18 protein-coding genes and 1 pseudogene are annotated in these 19,355 nt (G+C 71.5%); 12 read left to right on the top strand and 7 right to left on the bottom strand.

Features of this window, described 5'->3' with window-relative positions; translation table 11 throughout:
* Nucleotides 1-161: 161 nt before the first annotated feature.
* From ruvA to A6Q79_RS05315, 8 genes are all read left to right on the top strand, one after another.
* Nucleotides 162-755 (top strand): Holliday junction branch migration protein RuvA, encoded by a 594-nt coding sequence (gene ruvA, locus A6Q79_RS05350; protein ID WP_253023000.1) that lies wholly within the window; start codon nt 162-164, stop codon nt 753-755.
* 5 nt (nt 756-760) lie between these two features.
* Nucleotides 761-1,816, top strand: a complete 1,056-nt coding sequence (gene ruvB / locus A6Q79_RS05345; protein WP_286690682.1) for a Holliday junction branch migration DNA helicase RuvB — start codon at nt 761-763, stop codon at nt 1,814-1,816.
* A gap of 156 nt (nt 1,817-1,972) precedes the next feature.
* A complete protein-coding gene (yajC, locus tag A6Q79_RS05340; protein WP_067857924.1) occupies nt 1,973-2,266 on the top strand; it encodes a preprotein translocase subunit YajC in 294 nt (97 codons plus the stop codon).
* Entirely contained in the window at nt 2,266-3,897 is a 1,632-nt protein-coding gene (gene secD, locus A6Q79_RS05335) for a protein translocase subunit SecD (RefSeq protein ID WP_286690681.1), read from the top strand. The genes yajC and secD overlap by 1 nt, the downstream gene beginning before the upstream one ends.
* On the top strand, nt 3,897-5,030 hold the full coding sequence (gene secF, locus A6Q79_RS05330) for a protein translocase subunit SecF (RefSeq protein WP_286690680.1): 1,134 nt from the start codon (nt 3,897-3,899) through the stop codon (nt 5,028-5,030). The genes secD and secF overlap by 1 nt, the downstream gene beginning before the upstream one ends.
* A 50-nt stretch (nt 5,031-5,080) precedes the next feature.
* Nucleotides 5,081-5,530 carry a hypothetical protein gene (locus A6Q79_RS05325; RefSeq protein ID WP_286690679.1) on the top strand — a complete coding sequence of 150 codons (450 nt, stop codon included), beginning with the start codon at nt 5,081-5,083 and terminating at the stop codon, nt 5,528-5,530.
* Nucleotides 5,531-5,535: 5 nt separating this feature from the next.
* Nucleotides 5,536-6,060, top strand: coding sequence for an adenine phosphoribosyltransferase (locus tag A6Q79_RS05320; RefSeq protein WP_286690678.1), 525 nt, complete (start codon nt 5,536-5,538; stop codon nt 6,058-6,060).
* Between the two features lie 261 nt (nt 6,061-6,321).
* Nucleotides 6,322-8,559, top strand: a complete 2,238-nt coding sequence (locus A6Q79_RS05315) for a bifunctional (p)ppGpp synthetase/guanosine-3',5'-bis(diphosphate) 3'-pyrophosphohydrolase (RefSeq protein ID WP_067861581.1) — start codon at nt 6,322-6,324, stop codon at nt 8,557-8,559.
* 67 nt (nt 8,560-8,626) lie between these two features.
* Here the strand turns inward: A6Q79_RS05315 and opgC are convergent, their stop codons facing one another.
* Genes opgC through A6Q79_RS05290 form a run of 5 tightly spaced genes read right to left on the bottom strand, consistent with a single transcriptional unit; the run spans nt 8,627 to nt 15,015 of the window.
* Nucleotides 8,627-11,095: an OpgC domain-containing protein gene (opgC, locus tag A6Q79_RS05310; RefSeq protein WP_286690677.1), complete on the bottom strand. Its 2,469-nt coding sequence runs from the start codon at nt 11,093-11,095 to the stop codon at nt 8,627-8,629.
* Complete coding sequence (locus tag A6Q79_RS05305) at nt 11,065-11,490, bottom strand: ATP-binding protein (RefSeq protein WP_067857908.1); 426 nt, start codon at nt 11,488-11,490, stop codon at nt 11,065-11,067. The genes opgC and A6Q79_RS05305 overlap by 31 nt, the downstream gene beginning before the upstream one ends.
* Nucleotides 11,490-11,819, bottom strand: coding sequence for an STAS domain-containing protein (locus A6Q79_RS05300; protein WP_067857905.1), 330 nt, complete (start codon nt 11,817-11,819; stop codon nt 11,490-11,492). The genes A6Q79_RS05305 and A6Q79_RS05300 overlap by 1 nt, the downstream gene beginning before the upstream one ends.
* Nucleotides 11,816-13,771 carry a glycosyltransferase gene (locus A6Q79_RS05295; RefSeq protein ID WP_067857902.1) on the bottom strand — a complete coding sequence of 652 codons (1,956 nt, stop codon included), beginning with the start codon at nt 13,769-13,771 and terminating at the stop codon, nt 11,816-11,818. Before A6Q79_RS05295 ends, A6Q79_RS05300 begins: the two co-directional genes overlap by 4 nt.
* Nucleotides 13,768-15,015 carry a PP2C family protein-serine/threonine phosphatase gene (locus tag A6Q79_RS05290; protein ID WP_286690676.1) on the bottom strand — a complete coding sequence of 416 codons (1,248 nt, stop codon included), beginning with the start codon at nt 15,013-15,015 and terminating at the stop codon, nt 13,768-13,770. Before A6Q79_RS05290 ends, A6Q79_RS05295 begins: the two co-directional genes overlap by 4 nt.
* Before the next feature lie 413 nt (nt 15,016-15,428).
* Here A6Q79_RS05290 and A6Q79_RS05285 point away from each other — a divergent pair, with 413 nt between their 5' ends.
* Nucleotides 15,429-16,121 (top strand): SDR family oxidoreductase, encoded by a 693-nt coding sequence (locus A6Q79_RS05285; RefSeq protein WP_067855770.1) that lies wholly within the window; start codon nt 15,429-15,431, stop codon nt 16,119-16,121.
* Nucleotides 16,118-16,639, top strand: a complete 522-nt coding sequence (locus A6Q79_RS05280) for a DinB family protein (protein WP_286690749.1) — start codon at nt 16,118-16,120, stop codon at nt 16,637-16,639. Before A6Q79_RS05285 ends, A6Q79_RS05280 begins: the two co-directional genes overlap by 4 nt.
* A 49-nt stretch (nt 16,640-16,688) precedes the next feature.
* On the opposite strand, the gene A6Q79_RS05275 is transcribed toward A6Q79_RS05280, so the two are convergent.
* Nucleotides 16,689-17,210, bottom strand: coding sequence for a GNAT family N-acetyltransferase (locus A6Q79_RS05275; RefSeq protein ID WP_067855764.1), 522 nt, complete (start codon nt 17,208-17,210; stop codon nt 16,689-16,691).
* Nucleotides 17,207-17,887, bottom strand: coding sequence for a VOC family protein (locus A6Q79_RS05270; RefSeq protein ID WP_286690750.1), 681 nt, complete (start codon nt 17,885-17,887; stop codon nt 17,207-17,209). The genes A6Q79_RS05275 and A6Q79_RS05270 overlap by 4 nt, the downstream gene beginning before the upstream one ends.
* On the opposite strand from A6Q79_RS05270, the gene dapD reads away from it, so the two are divergent.
* The gene (gene dapD, locus A6Q79_RS05265) at nt 17,856-18,785 is read left to right on the top strand and encodes a 2,3,4,5-tetrahydropyridine-2,6-dicarboxylate N-succinyltransferase (protein ID WP_317696896.1); all 930 of its coding nucleotides are present in this window, start codon (nt 17,856-17,858) and stop codon (nt 18,783-18,785) included. The genes A6Q79_RS05270 and dapD overlap by 32 nt on opposite strands.
* A 27-nt stretch (nt 18,786-18,812) precedes the next feature.
* Nucleotides 18,813-19,355 (top strand): annotated as a pseudogene (locus A6Q79_RS05260) (hypothetical protein); the annotation flags it as partial.

Raw genomic sequence — 19,355 nt, 5'->3', positions numbered from 1 at the left:
GTGTATAAGAGACAGGACCTGGTCCGGCGCGAGCGGTCGGCGGGGCGGGCGGCCGAGGGGCCCGACGCGCTCGCCCTGGCCATCTGCCAGATCTGGCGTGGCGGCGCGCAGAACCGTCTGCAGCAGGCCCACGCCGCTGCCCAGCGCAAGGAGTCCCTCCGATGATCGCCCACGTCCGCGGCCAGGTGGCCGCCCTCTCGCTCGACTCCGCCGTCATCGACGTGGCCGGCCTCGGCCACCTCGTGCACTGCACGCCCGGCACCATCGCCCGGCTGCGGCTGGGGGAGCAGGCCCAGCTCGCCACCACGCTGGTCGTCCGCGAGGACTCCCTGACCCTCTACGGGTTCGCCGACGCCGACGAGCGCGACATGTTCCTGCTGGTGCAGACCGCCAGCGGCATCGGGCCCAAGGTCGCCCTCGCGATGCTCGCCGTCCTCGCCCCCGACCGGCTGCGTCGCGCCATCGCCGAGTCCGACCACGCGGTGCTCACGTCCGTGCCCGGCATCGGCCGCAAGGGCGCCGAGCGGATCGTGGTCGAGCTGAAGGACCGCGTCGGCCCGGCCCCCGTCGCGACGTCCGGCGGCACGGGTGGAGGCGAGCCGTGGCGGGCCCAGGTGCTCGAGGCGCTGCAGAGCCTCGGCTGGTCCTCGCGCGACGCCGAGCGCGCCATCGACGCCGTGGCCGACTCCGCGGGCGACGAGCCCGACGTCGGGCAGCTGCTGCGCCTCGCCCTGCGATCCCTGTCGAAGGCGTGAGCGGCGTGCACGACGAGTACCGCGACTCCTTCGCCGACCTCGACGCCGTCCTCGCCGAGGCCACGCCCGACGACCGCGCCTTCGACGCCGCCCTGCGCCCGCGCACGCTCGAGGAGCTGGTCGGCCAGGAGCGGGTCCGCGAGCAGCTCTCCCTCGTGCTCGAGGCCGCGCAGCAGCGAGGCCGCACACCCGATCACGTCCTGCTCTCCGGTCCTCCCGGCCTGGGCAAGACCACGATCGCGATGATCATCGCCCACCAGCTCGGTGCGCATCTGCGCCTCACCAGCGGTCCCGCCATCCAGCACGCGGGCGACCTCGCCGCGATCCTGTCCGGTGTCGACGAGGGCGACGTCCTCTTCATCGACGAGATCCACCGCATGTCGCGGCCCGCGGAGGAGCTGCTGTACATGGCGATGGAGGACTTCCGGGTCGACGTCGTCGTCGGCAAGGGCCCGGGCGCGACGGCGATCCCGCTCGAGATCCCGCCGTTCACCGTCGTCGGCGCCACCACCCGCGCCGGGCTCCTGCCCGGGCCGCTGCGCGACCGGTTCGGGTTCACCGCCCAGCTCGACTACTACGAGGCCGCCGAGCTGCAACGCATCGTCGAACGGTCCGCCCGGCTGCTCGACCTCACCATCTCCGACGACGGCGCCCGCGAGATCGCCTCCCGCTCCCGCGGGACCCCGCGCATCGCCAACCGGCTGCTGCGTCGCGTCCGTGACTACGCCCAGGTGCGCGGAGACGGCACCGTCGGCCACCCCGAGGCGCGCAAGGCCCTCGCCCTGTACGAGGTCGACGACCTGGGGCTCGACCGGCTCGACCGTGCCGTGCTGCAGGCGCTCTGCGGCAGCTTCGGCGGGGGACCGGTCGGCATCAGCACGCTCGCCGTCGCCGTCGGTGAGGAGCGCGAGACCGTCGAGGAGCTCGCCGAGCCGTTCCTCGTCCGGCTGGGCTTCCTCGCGCGGACGCCGCGCGGTCGGATCGCGACCCCAGCCGCCTGGCGTCACCTCGGGCTCGCCGCACCGGCCGACCCGGCACAGCTCCCGCTCGACGACGCCTAGCCGCGGCGCGCCCGCGGCGGGGCAGGCGTCCGTCCCGACACGCCCTCGTGGAAGCATGGGAAGGGCCACGGTGCTTGGTTGCGTGTCTAAACTTCCTCCTGGCCCTGAGCCAGGTCCGCCCTGCGGACGACACCCCACCCTGACGGAGCATCTCCCGTGACCGACCTCTACAGCCTCCTGCCCATCGTCCTGCTGCTCGTGATCTTCTACCTGCTGGTCATGCGACCGGCGCGGGCGCGGCAGAAGGACTACCAGAACACCCAGGCCGCCCTCGAGCCCGGTCGTCGTGTCATGCTCGCCAGCGGCATCTACGGCGAGCTCGTCTCCCTCGGTGACGTCGAGGCGGAGCTGCGGATCGCCCCGGACACCGTGATCACCGTCAACCGCCAGGCCGTCGCGAAGGTCGCCGACCCGAGCCCGACCCCCGAACCCGAGAGCCCGAACGACTGATGGCCAGACCTGCGCCCCGACCCGGGACCCCGCGTCCTCGTCGCACCCTCCTGCTGTTCCTCGCGCTGGTCGTGGCGCTCTACGGCCTGCTCGTCGGCGTCGACCTGAAGCACGACGACGGCGCCGTCTGGAAGCCGCGCCTCGGCCTCGACCTCCAGGGCGGCACCCGCATCACCCTGCAGGCCGAGGCCTCGTCGGGCGACGTGACGCCGGAGAAGCTGCGCGAGGCGCGCGACATCATCGACCAGCGCGTCAACGCCACGGGCGTGTCGGAGGCCGAGGTCACGACCCAGGGCGGCAACCAGGTCATCATCGAGATCCCCGGCGAGCGCCGCGGCAACATCGTCGACCAGGTCGGCAAGACGGCCCAGCTGCGCTTCCGGCTCGTCTGGGCACAGGCCCAGGGCGCCACGGGACAGCCGCTCGACGACGCGGCGCGCGCGAAGGCCGAGAAGGCGGTGTCGGCGGTCGACTGGACCAAGCTGTCGCTCGACCAGATGATCGCCGCCGAGACCGACTCGCCGGCCACCCTCCCGAAGCAGTACTCCGACGGCGTCGCCGCGCTGCAGCAGCTGGCCGCCGGGTTCCAGTGCTCGCCGGACGGCAACCAGGTCGAGGACGTCCCCAGTCGGCCGCTCGTCACCTGCGACCCGACCAACGGCCAGGTCTTCGTCCTGAGCCCCTCGGTCATCGAGGGTTCGCAGGTCAAGAAGGCCGAGCAGGTCTACGACAGCCAGCGGTCGCAGTGGGTCGTCTCCATCGCGATGCGCGACTCCGGCTCCAAGGTGTTCGACGCCGTCACCACCGCGCTGACGCCGCAGCAGAAGAGCTTCGCGATCGTCCTCGACGGCGAGGTGCTCAGCGCGCCGACGTCGCAGGCGGTCATCCGCAACGGGCAGTCCCAGATCCAGGGCAGCTTCACGTCGACGTCGTCCAAGGCGCTCGCCAACCAGCTCACCTACGGTGCGCTGCCCCTGACCTTCAAGGTCAACGGCGTCTCCGTGGAGGGTCCGTCGCTCGCGGGCAGCCAGCTGCAGGCCGGTCTGCTCGCCGGCGGCGTGGGCCTCGTGCTCGTCATGGGCTACCTGCTGCTCTACTACCGGGGCCTCGGCCTCGTGGCCATCGGCTCGCTGCTCATGGCCGCCGCCGTCAGCTACGCCATGGTCCTGCTGCTCGGGCAGTCGCTCGGCTTCACGCTGACGCTGCCCGGGATCGCCGGCCTGATCGTCGCGATCGGCATCACCGCAGACTCCTTCATCGTGCTCTTCGAACGCATCCGTGACGAGGTGCGTGACGGCAAGTCGCTGCGTCTGGCGGTCGAGTCGGGGTGGGACCGTGCCCGGCGCACGATCCTGGCGGCCGACGGCGTCTCGCTGCTGGCGGCGGTGATCCTGTTCATCTTCGCGATCGGCGTGGTGCGCGGGTTCGCCTTCGCGCTCGGCCTGACGACGATCATCGACGTCATCGTGGTGTTCCTGTTCACGAAGCCGCTGATGTCGCTGCTCGCCAGCACGACGTTCTTCGGCAAGGGGCACAAGCTCTCCGGCTTCGACGCCGCACACCTCGGCATCGGTGAGCGTGCCGTCGACCAGTCCGGCCCCGCCCGGACCCGCACGGGAGGACGCGCCTGATGGGACGTCTCAGCAGCTTCGGCCAGCACCTCTACACCGGCCGCGTCTCGGTCGACTTCGTCGGCCGCCGCCGGCTCTGGTACACGATCTCCGTCGTGATCCTGCTGGCGTCCACGCTCGGCTTCGTCGTGCAGGGCTTCAACCTGGGCATCGAGTTCAAGGGTGGTGTCGAGCTCACCGCCAAGGTGCAGCAGGCCGACACCGCGACCGCCGACCGGCTCACGCGCGCCATCGACGAGGCCGGCGTGCCGGAGGCGGGTGACCCCATCGTCACCACGTCGGGCCAGGACACGATCCGCATCGACGTCCGCGCCCTGACGCAGGACCAGACGGCCACGCTCGAGAAGGCGCTCACCGACGCCGGCGCCACCGAGGTCAGCCAGAACCTGATCGGCCCGTCGTGGGGCAAGCAGGTGGCCAGCAAGGCGCTCACCGGCCTGCTCGTGTTCCTCGTGGTGGTCGTCGTCTTCATCGCGGCCTACTTCCGCGACTGGCGGATGTCGCTCGCGGCCGTCGTCGCACTCGCGCACGACGTGCTCATCACCGCGGGCGTGTACGCGTGGTCGGGCTTCGAGGTGACGCCCGCGACCGTCACGGGCTTCCTGACCATCCTCGGCTACTCGCTCTACGACACCGTCGTCGTCTACGACAAGGTGCGCGAGAACACCCACGGGGTGCTGGCCTCGAACCGTCGCACGTACGCCGAGCAGGCGAACCTGGCGGTCAACCAGACCCTCGTACGGTCCATCAACACCTCGGTCACGGCCCTGCTGCCGGTGCTCGCGCTGCTCGTCGTCGGCGTGGGCGTCCTCGGGTCGGGTCCGCTCAAGGACCTCGCGCTGGCCCTCTTCATCGGGATGGCGGCCGGCACCTACTCCTCGATCTGCATCGCGACGCCGCTCGCGGTCCAGCTGCGCGAGCGCGACCCCGCCGTCAAGGCGCACACGAAGCGGGTGCTCGCGCGGCGGGCCAAGGACGCCCAGGTCGCGGCCGAGCACGCAGCTGCCGACGACGCCGATCCGGTGGCGGCGGGGGAGCAGGGCGCCGCCGTCCGCGGTCCCGGCGAGCGTCGCCAGCCGTCCCGTCCGCCGCGTTCGGCGCGCAAGGGCGGCACCGGGTCGGGCGGACGGTGACGGCGTGGGGCCGTGGGCCCGCCGAGGATCGGCATGACATGCTTGCGGGCATGAAGAAGCTTGCCCTCGCCGGCGCCCTGCTCGCCGCCACCACCACCCTGACCGCCTGCGGATCCGGCAGCAGCGCTTACTGCTCCGACCTGAAGTCCGCCACGAAGCAGTTCGACTCGCTCGAGAGCAACGACCTCGGCAAGATCGACGAGGCGTTCAAGACGTTCCACGAGCTCGCCGACGAGGCCCCCTCCGACATCAAGAGCGACTGGAAGGTGCTCGACGACGGCATCACCTCCGTCGAGAAGGCGCTCGATGACGCCGGGCTCAAGATGTCCGACCTCGCGAAGGTCCAGTCGGGCAACCTGCCCGAGGGCGTCGACATGACGAAGCTGCAGGGTCTGGCCTCGGAGTTCCAGAAGCTCGGCGACGAGAAGTTCACCAAGGCGTCCGACGCGATCGAGAAGCACGCCAAGGACGAGTGCGACGTCGACCTGAAGACGTCCTGACCTCCGTGGACGCCGCTACGGCGATCGACGCCTGCGTCCGGCCGGTCGAGGACTGGCCGGTGCAGGGCGTCACCTTCCGTGACGTCACGCCGCTGCTCGCCGACCCGGACGCGTTCGGCGCGGTGACGGCCGCGCTGGCCGACGCCGTCCGTGAGCTGCGCCCCGACGCCGTCGTCGGTGTCGAGGCGCGTGGCTTCATCTTCGGTGCGCCCCTGGCCCTCGAGCTCGGCGTCGGTTTCGTGCCCGTGCGCAAGGAGGGCAAGCTGCCTGCCGACACGCACCGCGCCACGTACGCACTCGAGTACGGCGAGGCGACCGTGGAGATCCACACCGACGCGCTGGCGCCCGGCGCCCGCGTCGTCGTGGTCGACGACGTCCTGGCCACCGGCGGCACCCTGCGTGCGGCCGCCGAGCTCGTGCAGACCTGCGGCGCCGAGGTCGTGGGCAATGCGGTGGTCCTGGAGATCGGGCCGCTCGGAGGCCGCGACAGGCTCTCTGACGTCCCGCTCGTGAGCCTGCGCCGCTACTGAGGACCGGAGACCGTGAACCCTCGACACACCCGCACCATCGCCCTCGTGCTCGTCGCCATCCTGGTGCTGACGGCGGCCGCCACCCTGCTGGACGTGCTCCTCTGACACGCCGCTCCGGTGGTGGCCGCCCCTGGCCTACGATGGAAGGCACGACAGGAGCAGTGAGTGGCTGATCGCATCGAGACACCGCAGGCCGGAGCCCCCGAGGGGGCGCCGGCGACCGAGCCTGCCCGCGTCGACCCCGCTCCGGCGGGCGCCCGGGTGCGCAGCCGGCTGGCGCGCATCGGTGGTCGCTCGACGCCGCAGAACCCGGTGCTCGACCCGCTGCTCGCCGTGTACCGCGAGAACCATCCGAAGGCCGACGTCGACGTCATCCGCAAGGCGTACGAGATCGCCGAGCGCATGCACGAGGGCCAGAAGCGCAAGAGCGGCGACCCCTACATCACCCACCCGCTCGCGGTCGCGACGATCCTGGCCGAGCTGGGCATGACCGGTCCGACGCTGTGCGCAGCGCTCCTGCACGACACGGTCGAGGACACGCCGTACACGCTCGACGCGGTGAGCACCGACTTCGGCGAGGAGGTGGCGCTGCTCGTCGACGGCGTCACCAAGCTCGACAAGGTCAAGTACGGCGACTCGGCGCAGTCGGAGACGATCCGCAAGATGGTCGTCGCGATGAGCCGCGACATCCGCGTGCTCGTCATCAAGCTCGCCGACCGCCTGCACAACATGCGCACGCTGCGCTACCTGCGCCAGGACAAGCAGGAGCGCATCGCCCGCGAGACGGTCGAGATCTTCGCGCCGCTCGCGCACCGGCTCGGCATGAACACGATCAAGTGGGAGCTCGAGGACCTCGCCTTCTCCACGCTGCACCCGAAGGTCTACGACGAGATCGTCCGCCTCGTGGCCGATCGTGCGCCGTCGCGCGGCCAGTTCCTGGAGCGGGTCATCGGCGAGGTCGAGTCCGACCTGCGGCACGCGAAGATCAAGGCGACGGTCAGCGGCCGGCCCAAGCACTACTACTCGATCTACCAGAAGATGCTGGTGCGCGAGCGCGAGTTCACCGACATCTTCGACCTCGTCGGCGTGCGGATCCTGGTCGACTCCGTTGCCGACTGCTACGGCGTGCTGGGTGTGCTCCACGCGCGGTGGAACCCGATCCCCGGTCGGTTCAAGGACTACATCTCGGTCCCGAAGTTCAACATGTACCAGTCGCTGCACACGACCGTGATCGGCCCGCAGGGCAAGCCGGTCGAGCTGCAGATCCGCACGCACGCCATGCACCGTCGCGCCGAGTACGGTGTCGCGGCGCACTGGAAGTACAAGGAGAACGGCAGCGCGCGTCCGGCCACCGGCAAGAACGCCTCGCCGGGCAGCGACGACATGGCCTGGCTGCGCGAGCTGGTCCAGTGGCAGTCCGAGACCGAGGACTCCGTCGACTTCCTCGACAACCTGCGCTTCGAGATGAACAGCGCGGGCGTGTACGCCTACACCCCGCGCGGCGACGTCATCCAGCTGCCCGCCCAGGCCACCCCGGTCGACTTCGCCTACGCCGTGCACACCGAGGTGGGCCACGCGTGCATCGGCGCCCGCGTGAACGGACGGCTCGTCTCGCTGGAGTCGGAGCTGAAGACGGGCGACGTCGTCGAGGTCTTCACGTCCAAGTCGCCTGACGCCGGGCCCAGCCGCGACTGGCTGGAGTTCGTCAAGAGCCCGCGCGCGCGCAACAAGATCCGTCAGTGGTTCACCAAGGAGCGGCGCGAGGAGGCGATCGAGCACGGCCGCGACCTCATCGCGAAGCAGATGCGCAAGGAGAACCTGCCGCTGCACCGCATCTTCAAGCACGACACGCTCGACGCGATCGCCAAGGACCTCAACCTTCCCGACGTCTCGGCGCTGTACGCCGCCGTGGGGGAGAACAACGTCGGTGCGCAGAACGTCGTCGAGCGGGTCATCGCCCTGTCCGGCGGCCGCGACGGTGCGGAGGAGGACCTCGCCGAGGCGACCGTCATCCCGGGCAGCGGCTCGCGCCGTCCGCGCGGCGACGGCCAGGCGGGTGTGCTCGTCGTGGGCGTCTCCGGCGACCTCATGGTCAAGCTCGCCCGCTGCTGCACGCCGGTGCCGGGCGACGACATCGAGGGGTTCGTCACCCGAGGCTCGGGCGTCTCGGTGCACCGCAAGGACTGCGTGAACCTGCAGTCGCTGCGCTCGCAGCCCGAGCGTCTGGTCCCCGTGCAGTGGGCCCCCACGGCGCACAGCACCTTCCTCGTCGCCATCCAGGTCGAGGCGCTCGACCGGCCGCGCCTGCTCAGCGACATCACCCGGATCATCTCCGACCAGCACGTCAACATCCTGTCGGCGGCGCTGACCACCGGGCGCGACCGAGTCGCGAAGAGCAAGTTCAGCTTCGAGATGGGCGACCCGAAGCACCTCGACCACGTGCTCGCGGCCGTGCGGCACATCGAGGGCGTCTTCGACGTCTACCGCGTCACCCAGTGACGCTGCCCTGACGACGGGGTCCTGGCCGCCAGCCCAGGACCCCACCGTCAGGACACCCGTCGTCTCGTCAGGTCGGGATCACCTTGAACAGGAAGCGCCGGCGCACCATCAGCCAGATCAGCCCGAGCTCGACGGTGTGCACGACGGCGCCCTGCCACGGGCTGGTGCGGTCGAGGCCGGGGATGTTGGCGACGGCCACGACGAAGAAGACGTGCACGATGAACACGTAGAGGCTGGCCGCGCCGATCGGCACGTAGAACCAGCCGAACACGCGGTTCAGCGGCTTCCACGCGGCCGTGAGCAGCGCGTAGGCGACGACCAGCACGAGCAGCAGGTCGATGAGCCGCCCCGGCTGCAGGTAGATGCGCTGGTAGAGGTTCTCGTACAGCCAGTCGTAGCGCACGATCCCGAGGAACGGCGCGCCCTGCGTCGCCCACAACGTCGTGAGCACCACCGCGTACCCCACGACGAGAGTCGTGACGACCGCGACGCCGCGCCGGCTCGTCAGCGCCCGGGTGATCGGGCGGCGGTAGTAGCCGATCACGAGTCCGTGCAGGAAGGGCAGCTGCCAGCTGAGCAGCGGGAACACGGCGTCGAACTGCGAGGGCAGGACGGACGCCTTGGTGACGGCCTCGATCCCGTAGAGGGTCCAGGAGATGACCAGGACGAGCCACCACAGTCGTCGACGCAGCAGCCACATGAGGGCCGGCACCAGGGCCGAGAGCACGACGAACAGCCCCATGATGTTGAAGACCCAGGGGCCCATCTCCAGGAGCAGCAGCCCTCGCACGGCGTACCAGGGAGGCGGGTAGGCGAGCAGCTGCGGGAAGTTCGCGTAGAGGTCGTACACCTGGCCCGCCGCGGCCCCGCCGCCCGTGCCCGTGCCGCGGTCGGTGAACGTGGTGACGACCGTGGCGCTGATGCCCGGCACCAGTCCGATGAGGTAGACGAGCACGACGACGCCCAGGGCCGTCAGGTACTGCTTGCGCACACGGGCCCAGGCTGCCGCCGACGCGGCCCGCTCGCCGACGCGCTCGACGGCCCGCGGGTAGACCATCCCGAGCACGAGTCCGGACAGCAGCACGAACATCTCGGCCCCGGTGATGGCCCCGATCGCGTTGCGGCTGAGGAACGAGTACGGGCCGGCCAGCTCGGTGTGGACGACGACCACCGTCACCATCACCCAGCCGCGCAGGAAGTCGACCCGGCCGTCGCGCAGCCCGCCGTCGTCGGGGTAGCGCCACGACGGTGCGACACGACGCACCAGGCCCGAGCCGACGAAGAGCAGGGCGGCGAGCACGACGCAGCCGACGATCCAGGCCATGGGGTCGCCGTCGGCCGGGTCGGCCTGCCGGTACTCGGCCGTCGACTCGTTCGCGACGTCCTGGTCGACCACCCGGGTGACGGCGCCGGTCGTCGCCCCGGTGCGCAGTACCGCCTCGAACGGTCGGGCGAGCTCGGGTCGCGACGTCACCCGCCAGTCGGTCTCGCGACCGTCGGCCTCGTCCTCGCGCCGACGTTGCTCGAGCCAGGTGACGAGGTCGAGGCGGGGGTAGGCGGACCGGACGGCGGGGGAGAAGACCTGGTCCCACCAGGCCGACTTCAGGGCGAGCTCGTCGACGTCGCCGCGGTCGTACCAGGCCGCTGCGGTCTCCAGCGACATCGAGCGTCCGTCGCGGGCGAAGCGGTCGTAGAACGGACGACGTCGGGTGTCGTCGTCGTAGCCGTAGCGCTCCTGCAGACGGGCGACGAGCTCGTCGGGGGCGGGGACGGAGTCGGTGCCGAACGGCTGGGCCCGGCCGAACCGGAACATGACCAGCCCGACCCGGTCGACGACGTCGGCGCCGGGCCAGTACGGACCGTACGGGTCGTCGGCCTCGGTGACCCGACCGTCGTCGTCGGTGTCGAGCTGCCCCACGGGCCGCGGCGCGGAGCCGGGGATGGAGCCATAGGCCCGACCGAAGGGGTAGCCGGCGCCGTACACCGGGACCCAGGCCATCTCGACGGCGTCGGTCCGCGACGCGATCCCTCGGGCAGCCTCGCGGAACGCTGCCTTGTACGCCTCGGGCTGCTGCCCCCACGCGGTCCACGTGCCGTTCATCTCCGGCGCGAACCGGACGACGAAGTCGGTGTCGAGCTGCTCGTGGAGGGTCTGCAGCTGCTCGCCGACCGCGCGAGCGTCAGCCGCGGTCAGCTGGTCCAGCGGGACCCGCGGCTCGAGGGTGAGCTGCGCGATCGCCCCGTGCGCGGCGGTCTGCTGCACGAACTGGCGCAGGAACAGGCGGTCGTCACGGTCGAGCGGATAACGCACCTTCTGGGCGTAGACCGACGGCGAGACGCCGAGCCGGTCGGCGTAGTCGTCGGCAGAGTCACGGGTCCAGTCGAGCATGGGCCCCACGTAGGGACCGTCCGTCGGCGTCGGCACCACGTCGGCGGCCTGGGCGGGTGCTCCGCCCAGGAGGGGGAGGAGCCCGACGAGCGCCGTGAGGAGCAGACGCCGCAGGATCACCCGCTCCTCCGGCAGGTCACCGTCCACCGGTTGATGTCGCCCTCGCGCTCGTAGGCCAGGGCGTCGACGGCGGCGATCGTCAGGGCGAGCCCGCGACCGTCCTCGGCGTCCGGCGGGGGCATCGTCACGTCGCTCAGGTCGAGCCCCACCGGACGGCCGTCGTCGGCGAACCGCGCCTCGACCAGCCCGGGGGACACGTCGAGCCGGATGGTCACCTGGCGCAGGGGAGGGCCGGGGTGGTGGCGGACGCTGTGCTCCACGATGTTGGCGAAGATCTCGACGAGCGCCATCTCGAACCGCACCCGGTCGGTCGTCGACACCGACGGGACGCTCTCCCAGAGCTGGGCGATCTCGTCCTGCAGCGTGTCGACCTGCTCGGGGACGGCCTCCAGCACCAGGTCGACGCTGTGCATGTCGGCCATCAGAACGCCTCCGCGACCGAGGCACGCGGTCGGAGCACGCGGTCGAGGTTGGTGAGCGACAGGACGGTCGTCACCTGCTCGGTCGGTCGGGCGAGCCGCAGGTCGCCGCCGGCCTGGCGGCACCGCTTGAGACCGGCGATGAGCGCACCCAGGCCGGAGGAGTCGAGGAACGTCGTCTCGCCCAGGTCGACGACGACCTTGGACGTCCCCCCGTCGACGAGGCCGGTGATGGCCTCGGTCAGCTGGCGGGTGACGACCATCGTGAGCCGGCCGACCGGGGTGACGACCCCGATCCCGCGCTCGGTGTGGGCGACGTGGATGTCGGTCATGCGGGGGTCCTCTCCTCGACCGATGCGCTGCCGCGGTACCGCGCGGCCCGGATGATGATGCTCAGGATGACGAGGTCGAACACGACCCACACCACGTTCAGTGCCGTACCCAGCGGCTGGGCCTGACCCACGGCGAGGCGGATGCCGCCGATGACGAGAGCCGCGACGAGCAGGCCCATGGCGATCAGCTGCGGCCTGATGAGGTCCCAGCGGGGACGTCCCTCGGTGGGCGTGACGACCTTCGGCGTCACGGCGAAGTCGAGCGCGCGGCCGCGGAACACGTTGCCGAAGGCCGACGTGAACGCCTTGATCCAGACCGGGAACAGCGCGAGCGAGTACTGCTGGCCGCGCCAGGTCTTCACCCCGCGCCCCACCACGAAGAACAAGAGCTGGTTCACGACCAGGAACGGCACGAGGCGGATGAAGAAGTCGCTGCTCAGGGCCTGCACGGGCAGCACGCCGAGGATCAGGTAGACCACCGGTGCGCCGATGTAGACGATGGCGGCGAAGCCGGACAGGTAGCTCCACATCGTCGCGAAGTACATGAGGCGCTGCGGCCACGACAGCCCCCGCTGCACGAGCGGGTTCTCGCGGAACATCACCTGGACCGTGCCCTGGGCCCAGCGCAGTCGCTGCGTGAGCATCGAGGCCATGTCCTCCGGCGCGAGACCGTGGGCGAGGACCTCGTGGTGGTAGGCCGTGCGCCACCCCATGCCGTGCAGGCGCATCGCGGTGGCCATGTCCTCGGTGACCGAGATGGTCGCCAGCGGCATGACGGGCTGCGCCTCGTCGAGTCGCGACACGTCGACCGCGTCGACGAGTCGTCGCACGCTGCTGAGCGCCCCGGCCGCCGACCAGTCACGCTCCAGCGTCGCGGCGAGCACCTCGACGTCGACCGCGTCCAGGCCGTCCGTCGACAGCCCGTCCTCGAGGGCGGCGATGGCGGCGACGTCGTCGGCGAGCAGCCGCGCGTCGGAGCGGGCCACCTCGCGCTCGGCGTCGCGCAGACGCAGGCCGAACCGGAACGTCACGTCGGCGACGGCCTCGCCGCGGTCGAGCGCGCCCAGCGCGCGTCGGGCGTCGTAGTCGATGCTGTCGAGCAGGGTGCGCAGGGAGGCGTCGGACTCCTCGATGCCCGACCGCGCGCGGCCGACGATCTTTCGCGCCGTGCGCAGGGCGGTGCGGACGCTGCGCTCGAGCTCGTCGGCGTAGCGCGAGACGCCGAGCTGCATGAGCGCCTCGCGGCGGATGACCGCGTTCGAGCCGCAGAAGAACGCGGCGTTCCAGCCGTCCTTGCCCTGCTGGATGGGCCCGTAGAAGAGCGGCGCCTGGCTGCCGAGCACGTCGGCGTCGTCGACGTTGACGAAGTACTGCGGCGTCTGGACGAGCGCCATGCGCGGGTCGTCGAAGTAGCCGAGGACACGGTCGAGGATGTCGGGGGTTGGTACCTGGTCGGCGTCGAGGATGAGGATGAACTCACCCTCCGTGGCCATGAGCGCGTTGTTGATGTTGCCGGCCTTGGCGTGCCGGGGACGGTCGACCCAGTCGGCCGTGCGGTGCAGGCAGCCGATGCCGTGCTGCTCCGCCCAGGCGGCGAGCTCCGGGCGGTTGCCGTCGTCCAGGATCCACGTCTGGTGCGGGTGACGGATCTCGGCGGCCGCCAGGGCGGTGCGCTGCACGAGGTCGAGCGGCTCGTTGTAGGTGGTGATGAAGACGTCGACGGTGGCGTCGGGCGGTGCGTCCGGCGGGGCGGGACGTCGCTTCGAGCGCCACATGGTCATGCCGAACAGCAGCGAGTCGATGACGCTGTACGTCTCGGCGATCACCAACGGCACGGCGATCCACCAGGCCGGCCAGTTGACGGAGAAGAACCAGCGCCAGAGGACGTAGTTGACCCCGAGGACGGCCGTGAGGACGACCAGGAGCCGGACCTGCCAGAGCGGTGAGCTCACTCCGCCGCGTCCTTGCGCACCGCCAGCACCGTCACGTCGTCGCGCACGGGCACGGCGAGGGCGAGCCGCTCGACCTCGCGCACGAGCCGGTGGGGCGAACCCGTGGCGGCCACCAGGCGGCTCACGGCGGCCGAGGGCACCTCGATGTCGGGGACGACGTCGAGCAGACCGTCGCTGAAGCACACGAACGTGTCGCCCGCGGCGAGCTCGACGCGCTGCTCGTGCCAGTCGGACGTCGCGTCGACGCCGAGCGGCAGGTCGTCGGAGCCGAGGGTCGTGGTGCTCCCGTCGTGGTGGACGACCACGGAGAGCCCGTGTCCGGCGTCGACGAACGACAGGACGCCGGTGTGCGGGTCGGCCCAGCCGAGGAAGACGGTGACGAACGCCTCGGCGGCCTCCAGGTCGTCCTGGACGACGTCGCGAGCGCGCTCGAGCACACCGCCCAGGTGGCCGCGCGTGGCCGGGTCGGTCTCGGCGAAGCGGCGCATCTCCGCCCGGATGACGGTCCGAACCGCCGACATGAGGATGGCGGCGGCGGTGCCCTTGCCCATGACGTCGGCGACGAGCACGTAGTGCCCGCCCTCGAGCTCGCGGTGGTCGAAGGCGTCGCCCGCGACGAGCCCGGTGGCGACGCAGGTGGCGGCGAACGTGTAGCCCGGCACGGGAGGGACGCCGCGGGGGAGCAGGGCCTGCTGCACCGACGTGGCGTGCTCGCGGTCGGAGCTGAGGTGCACCTCGTCCTGCACGCAGGTCGCGAGCTGCTCGAGCATCGTGAGGTCGTGGTCGCCGAACTCGCGGGGGCTCGTGTCGTACAGGCAGAGCGTCCCGATCGTCGTGCCGTGCTGGTCGCGGATCGGGTGACCGGCGTAGAAGCGGACCCCGAAGGCGGTGACGGTGGGCAGTGAGGCGAACGTCGGGTCCTCCACGGCGTCGGTGACGACGAGGGGCGCGTCGTGCTCGCGCGTGGTCTCGCAGAACGTGTCGCTCGTCCTGACCTCGGTGACCCCGTCGATGCCGGCGGTCGACTTCAGGAAGGACCGCTCGTGGTCGAAGAGGTTGATGCTCGACATCGGCACGCCCCAGATGGTGCGAGCCAGCTGCGTGAACCGGTCGAACCGCTCCTCGCGCGGGGTGTCGAGCAGTCCGGTCGCCTCGACCGCGCGGTCGGGGTCGGTCGTCGTGGCGGGCGTCTCGCGGCGCGCGGTCAACGTCCGCGCCCCGCCCTCCCCGGGGGCTTCGTCCATACGATTTATCTAACCGGACGATCGAGGACTGTGCCACCGAATCGGCCGCATGGCGGTGGGGTGGAACGTGGGGGCCGGCTTCTCGTCCGTCCCCCACACTGCATCAAAGATTCGTCCTTCGTGCACTCGAGGCCGAACGCTTCTGCATCCACGACGGGATCCCGCAGCAAACGCAGAAGCCTTGGCCTTCAACCCACCAACGCAGATCCTTGGGTCCCACGCGGGCCACAGCCCGAGACCCCAGACCAGCGCCGTCGCCAGCCGCCCGGTCGAGGCCCTTTCGGAGACCACCCCCAGCACCAGCCGAAGCAGCGCACCAGCAAACCCAGACCCCCCCGCGGCAGCGCAGCCGCAGGTCGACGAGAAGCCTCGCTCACGTTGCGCCAACCGCCCTCGCGCGTAGCGTCGAACGCATGGAGATCAGCGACGCCCGCGTGCTCGTCGTCGGGGCCACCGGCGCACTCGGTGGGGGCATCGCGCGGGCGCTGCACGGGGCCGGGGCGCGGCTGACGGTCACCGGACGCGACGCCGACCGGCTCGCGGCCGTCGCGTCAGAGGTGAAGGCGCCGGCGTACGAGCTCGACGTCGTCGACGTGGAGCGTGCCGCCGCCACGATCGGGGAGGCCGTCGAGGCGCTCGGCGGGCTCGACCTGCTCGTCGTCGCGACCGGGGTTCCTGCGTTCGGGCCGGCCGTCGACACCGACCCTGCCGTCGCCGAGGAGCTGTTCGCCGTCAACACGCTCGGCGCGACCGGCGTCGTCCGCGCGGCCCTCCCCCACCTGGACGGCGGGGTGGCCGTCGTCCTCTCGGCGATCCTCGCCGACGCGCCCACCGCCGGCATGGCCGACTACTCCGCCGCGAAGGCCGCCCTCACGGCGTGGCTGACCGTCGTGCGTCGTGAGCGTCGCCGCAGCACCCGCATCGTCGACGTGCGTCCCCCGCACCTCGACACCGACCTCGCCGCACACGCACTCGCCGGCGAGCCACCCAAGCTCCCAGAACCCCTCCCTGCCGCCGAGGTCGTCGACGCCGTGCTGGCCGCCGTCCGCGACGAGAAGGCCACCGAGGTCGTCTGGGACCGACGAGAAGGGCTGGTGGTCCGATGAGCGAGGATCTGACGACGTCCGACGTCCTGCGCGACGCGTTCGGGCGGGTCCGCGAGCTGGTCGAGCAGCAGTGCGCCGACCTCGACGAGCGCACCGCGAGCTACCGCGTCGACCCCGACGCGAACACGCCGATCTGGCTCCTGTGGCACCTGGCGCGCGTGCAGGACGACCACGTGGCCGGACTGGCCGGCACCGCCCAGGCGTGGGACCGCTGGCGCGACGACTTCGACCTCCCCTTCGAGCCCGGCGACATCGGCTACGGCCACGACAGCGACCAGGTGGCGGCCGTCCGCAACGACCCCGCGCTGGTGGCGCGCTACCACGCCGACGTGCACACGCTGACCCTCGCGTACCTCGACCGCGTCGACGGTGCCGAGCTGGCCCGCGTGGTCGACGAGGACTGGGACCCGCCGGTCACCGCCGGGGTGCGCCTGGTCAGCGTCGTGGGCGACATCCTGCAGCACCTCGGTCAGGCAGCCTTCGTCGCGGGCGTCGCCGAGCGTCAGGCCGCGGACTAGCCAGACGCCCCGACCGGACCTCGCCCGCCGAGACCGTCCCCGACGCGACTCAGGACCCGGGAGCGAGGCGCTGGAACAGGACGTGGTCCTGCCACCGTCCCTGGATGCGCAGGTACTGCGGAGCGATGCCGAAGCGCTCGAAGCCGCACCGCTCGAGCACGGCCTGCGACCGGTGGTTGTGCACGAGCGTGCCAGCCTGCAGACGGTGCAGGCCGAGCACCTCGAACGCGTGCGCGGCCGCCTCCTCGACGGCGCGGGTCATGAGCCCGCGACCCTGCACGTCGCCGGCGAGCCAGTAGCCCAGGTGGGCGTTCTCGAACGCACCGCGCACGACGTCGTTGAGGTTGAGCTCGCCGACGACCTCGCCGTCCTCCTCGACCACCACGAAGTAGGCGCCCCGCCCCTCGGCCATCGCGATCAGCCGCGCCTCGACCACCTCGAGCTGCCCCTCGACCGTGTAGAAGCGGTCGGGACGCGACGGGCTCCACGGGTCGAGGTGCGCCCGGTGGTCGGTCCAGAGCCGGCTCAGCACCTCCGCGTCGGCGGGGTCGAGCACGCGCAGGACGCTCACGCGTCGGCTCGCTCGAACACGCAGAACTCGTTGCCGTCGGGGTCGGCCATGACCGTCCAGACGATCTCGTCGTCGGGTCGACGCAGCACCGTGGCGCCGAGCTCGACGAGGTGGTCGACCTGGACCCCCTGCTCGAGCGTGACGTCCCAGTGGATGCGGTTCTTGACCGTCTTGGGCTCGGGAACCGAGCAGAACACGACACCCTCGCACGGCAGCCCTGGCACGTCCTCGACCCAGCTGAACCCGCCGTCGGCGTCGGTGCCGCCCCGCCCTCCCCACAAGCCCTGCCACCAGGCGGCCGCCGCGCCGTGGTCGACGACGTCGACGCAGACCTCGTAGAGCCGGTACGCGGGCACGACGTCGCGCACGAACGTGCAGAGCTCGTCGCCCTCGGGGCCGGCCACGACGGTCCAGCGGAACGCGCCCTCGGCGCTGAGCCGCGACGTCCCCGGCGGCACCTCCTCGGCGGCGTGGACGTCGAGGTGCACGCGGTCCTTCACGGTCTTCGGCTCCGGGACGCGGTTGACCCAGACGGTGTGCCCGGGCGTCGGCCCCACCAGGTGCGCGTCGTCACCGTCGAGGACCACGTCGAGCCCGAGCAGCGCGGCCCACGAGGGGGCCGCCGAGGCCGGGTCGCCCGCGTCGATGCAGAGGTCCTTCCAGGTGACGAGAGGCATGCGTCTCACGCTAGACCCGCTCGCCGACAGCGGCCAGCCACGGCTCGATAGATTGGCTCCCATGAGCGAGAACAGCGCGGCGCTGACGGGGGACGACCCGGTCCGCCAGGTCCGCAAGGCGGTCGTGCACGTCGTCGTCGACGACCTCGCCGCCGCTCCTGCCGACACCTACGACGTGTGGCTGCGCCTGCACCTGCTGTCGCACCGGCTCGTCAAGCCGCACGGCCTCAACCTCGACGGCCAGTTCGGCCTGCTGACGAACGTCGTGTGGACGACGATCGGCCCGTGCGCCGTCGCCGGCTTCGAGCACACCCGCGCCCGTGCGCGCGCCGCCGGACTGACGGTGAACGTCACGAGCATCGACAAGTTCCCGCGCATGACCGACTACGTGATCCCCTCCGGCGTGCGCATCGGCGACGCCGACCGGGTGCGGCTGGGCGCGCACCTCGCGGAGGGCACCACGGTCATGCACGAAGGCTTCGTGAACTTCAACGCCGGCACGCTCGGCGCCTCCATGGTCGAGGGCCGCATCTCCGCCGGTGTCGTCGTCGGTGACGGCTCCGACGTGGGCGGCGGCGCCTCGATCATGGGCACCCTGTCGGGCGGCGGCAAGCAGGTCATCTCCATCGGCGAGCGCTGCCTGCTCGGTGCCAACGCCGGCCTCGGCATCTCCCTCGGCGACGACTGCGTCGTCGAGGCGGGCTGCTACGTCACCGCCGGTACCAAGGTCACCGTCCGCGGTGTCGCCGGGGTCGACGACGGTGCGGTCATCAAGGCCTCCGACCTCTCCGGCGCCAGCAACGTCCTCTTCCGCCGCAACTCGGTCTCCGGTGCCGTCGAGGCCGTGCCGTGGAAGGGCGAGGGCATCGCGCTCAACGCCGACCTGCACAAGAACTGACTTGAACCGGTCCCGGACCATGGGGGCGTGAACCCCGCGAGCAAGGCCGTCGGCGCCCTCCTGGCCCTCGGGCTGGTGGTCGCCACGGCCGTGGGCGGGTGGTACGTCATCCGCGAGATCGGCCCCGGGTTCCTCCCCGACCGGTGCGAGGCGACGGTCGGCGACCTGACCGTCGAGCTCACCCCCGAGCAGCCTGAGAACGCCGCACTGATCGCGGCCATCGGCGTACGACGGGGTCTGCCGGCGCGGGCGGTCTCGATCGCGCTCGCGACTGCCTACCAGGAGTCCGGGCTGCGCAACCTGACCACCGGCGACCGCGACTCGCTCGGGCTGTTCCAGCAGCGGCCCTCGCAGGGCTGGGGCAGCAAGCGTGAGGTGAGCGACCCGGTCCACTCGACCAACGCGTTCTACGACGCGCTGGTGGAGGTCGACGGCTACCGCGACCTGCCGATCACCGAGGCCGCCCAGGCGGTGCAGCGCTCGGCGTTCCCCGACGCCTACGCCGACCACGAGGACGACGCGCGGGCGCTGGCCAGCGCGCTGACCGGCAACTCGCGCGGCGCCTTCCAC

The sequence above is a fragment of the Aeromicrobium sp. REDSEA-S32_B7 genome, assembly GCF_001626145.1.
GTDB classification, from domain to species: domain Bacteria; phylum Actinomycetota; class Actinomycetes; order Propionibacteriales; family Nocardioidaceae; genus Aeromicrobium; species Aeromicrobium erythreum.
The sequence above is the reverse complement of the archived record's forward strand: the minus strand, read 5'-3'. Positions and strand labels throughout refer to the sequence as shown.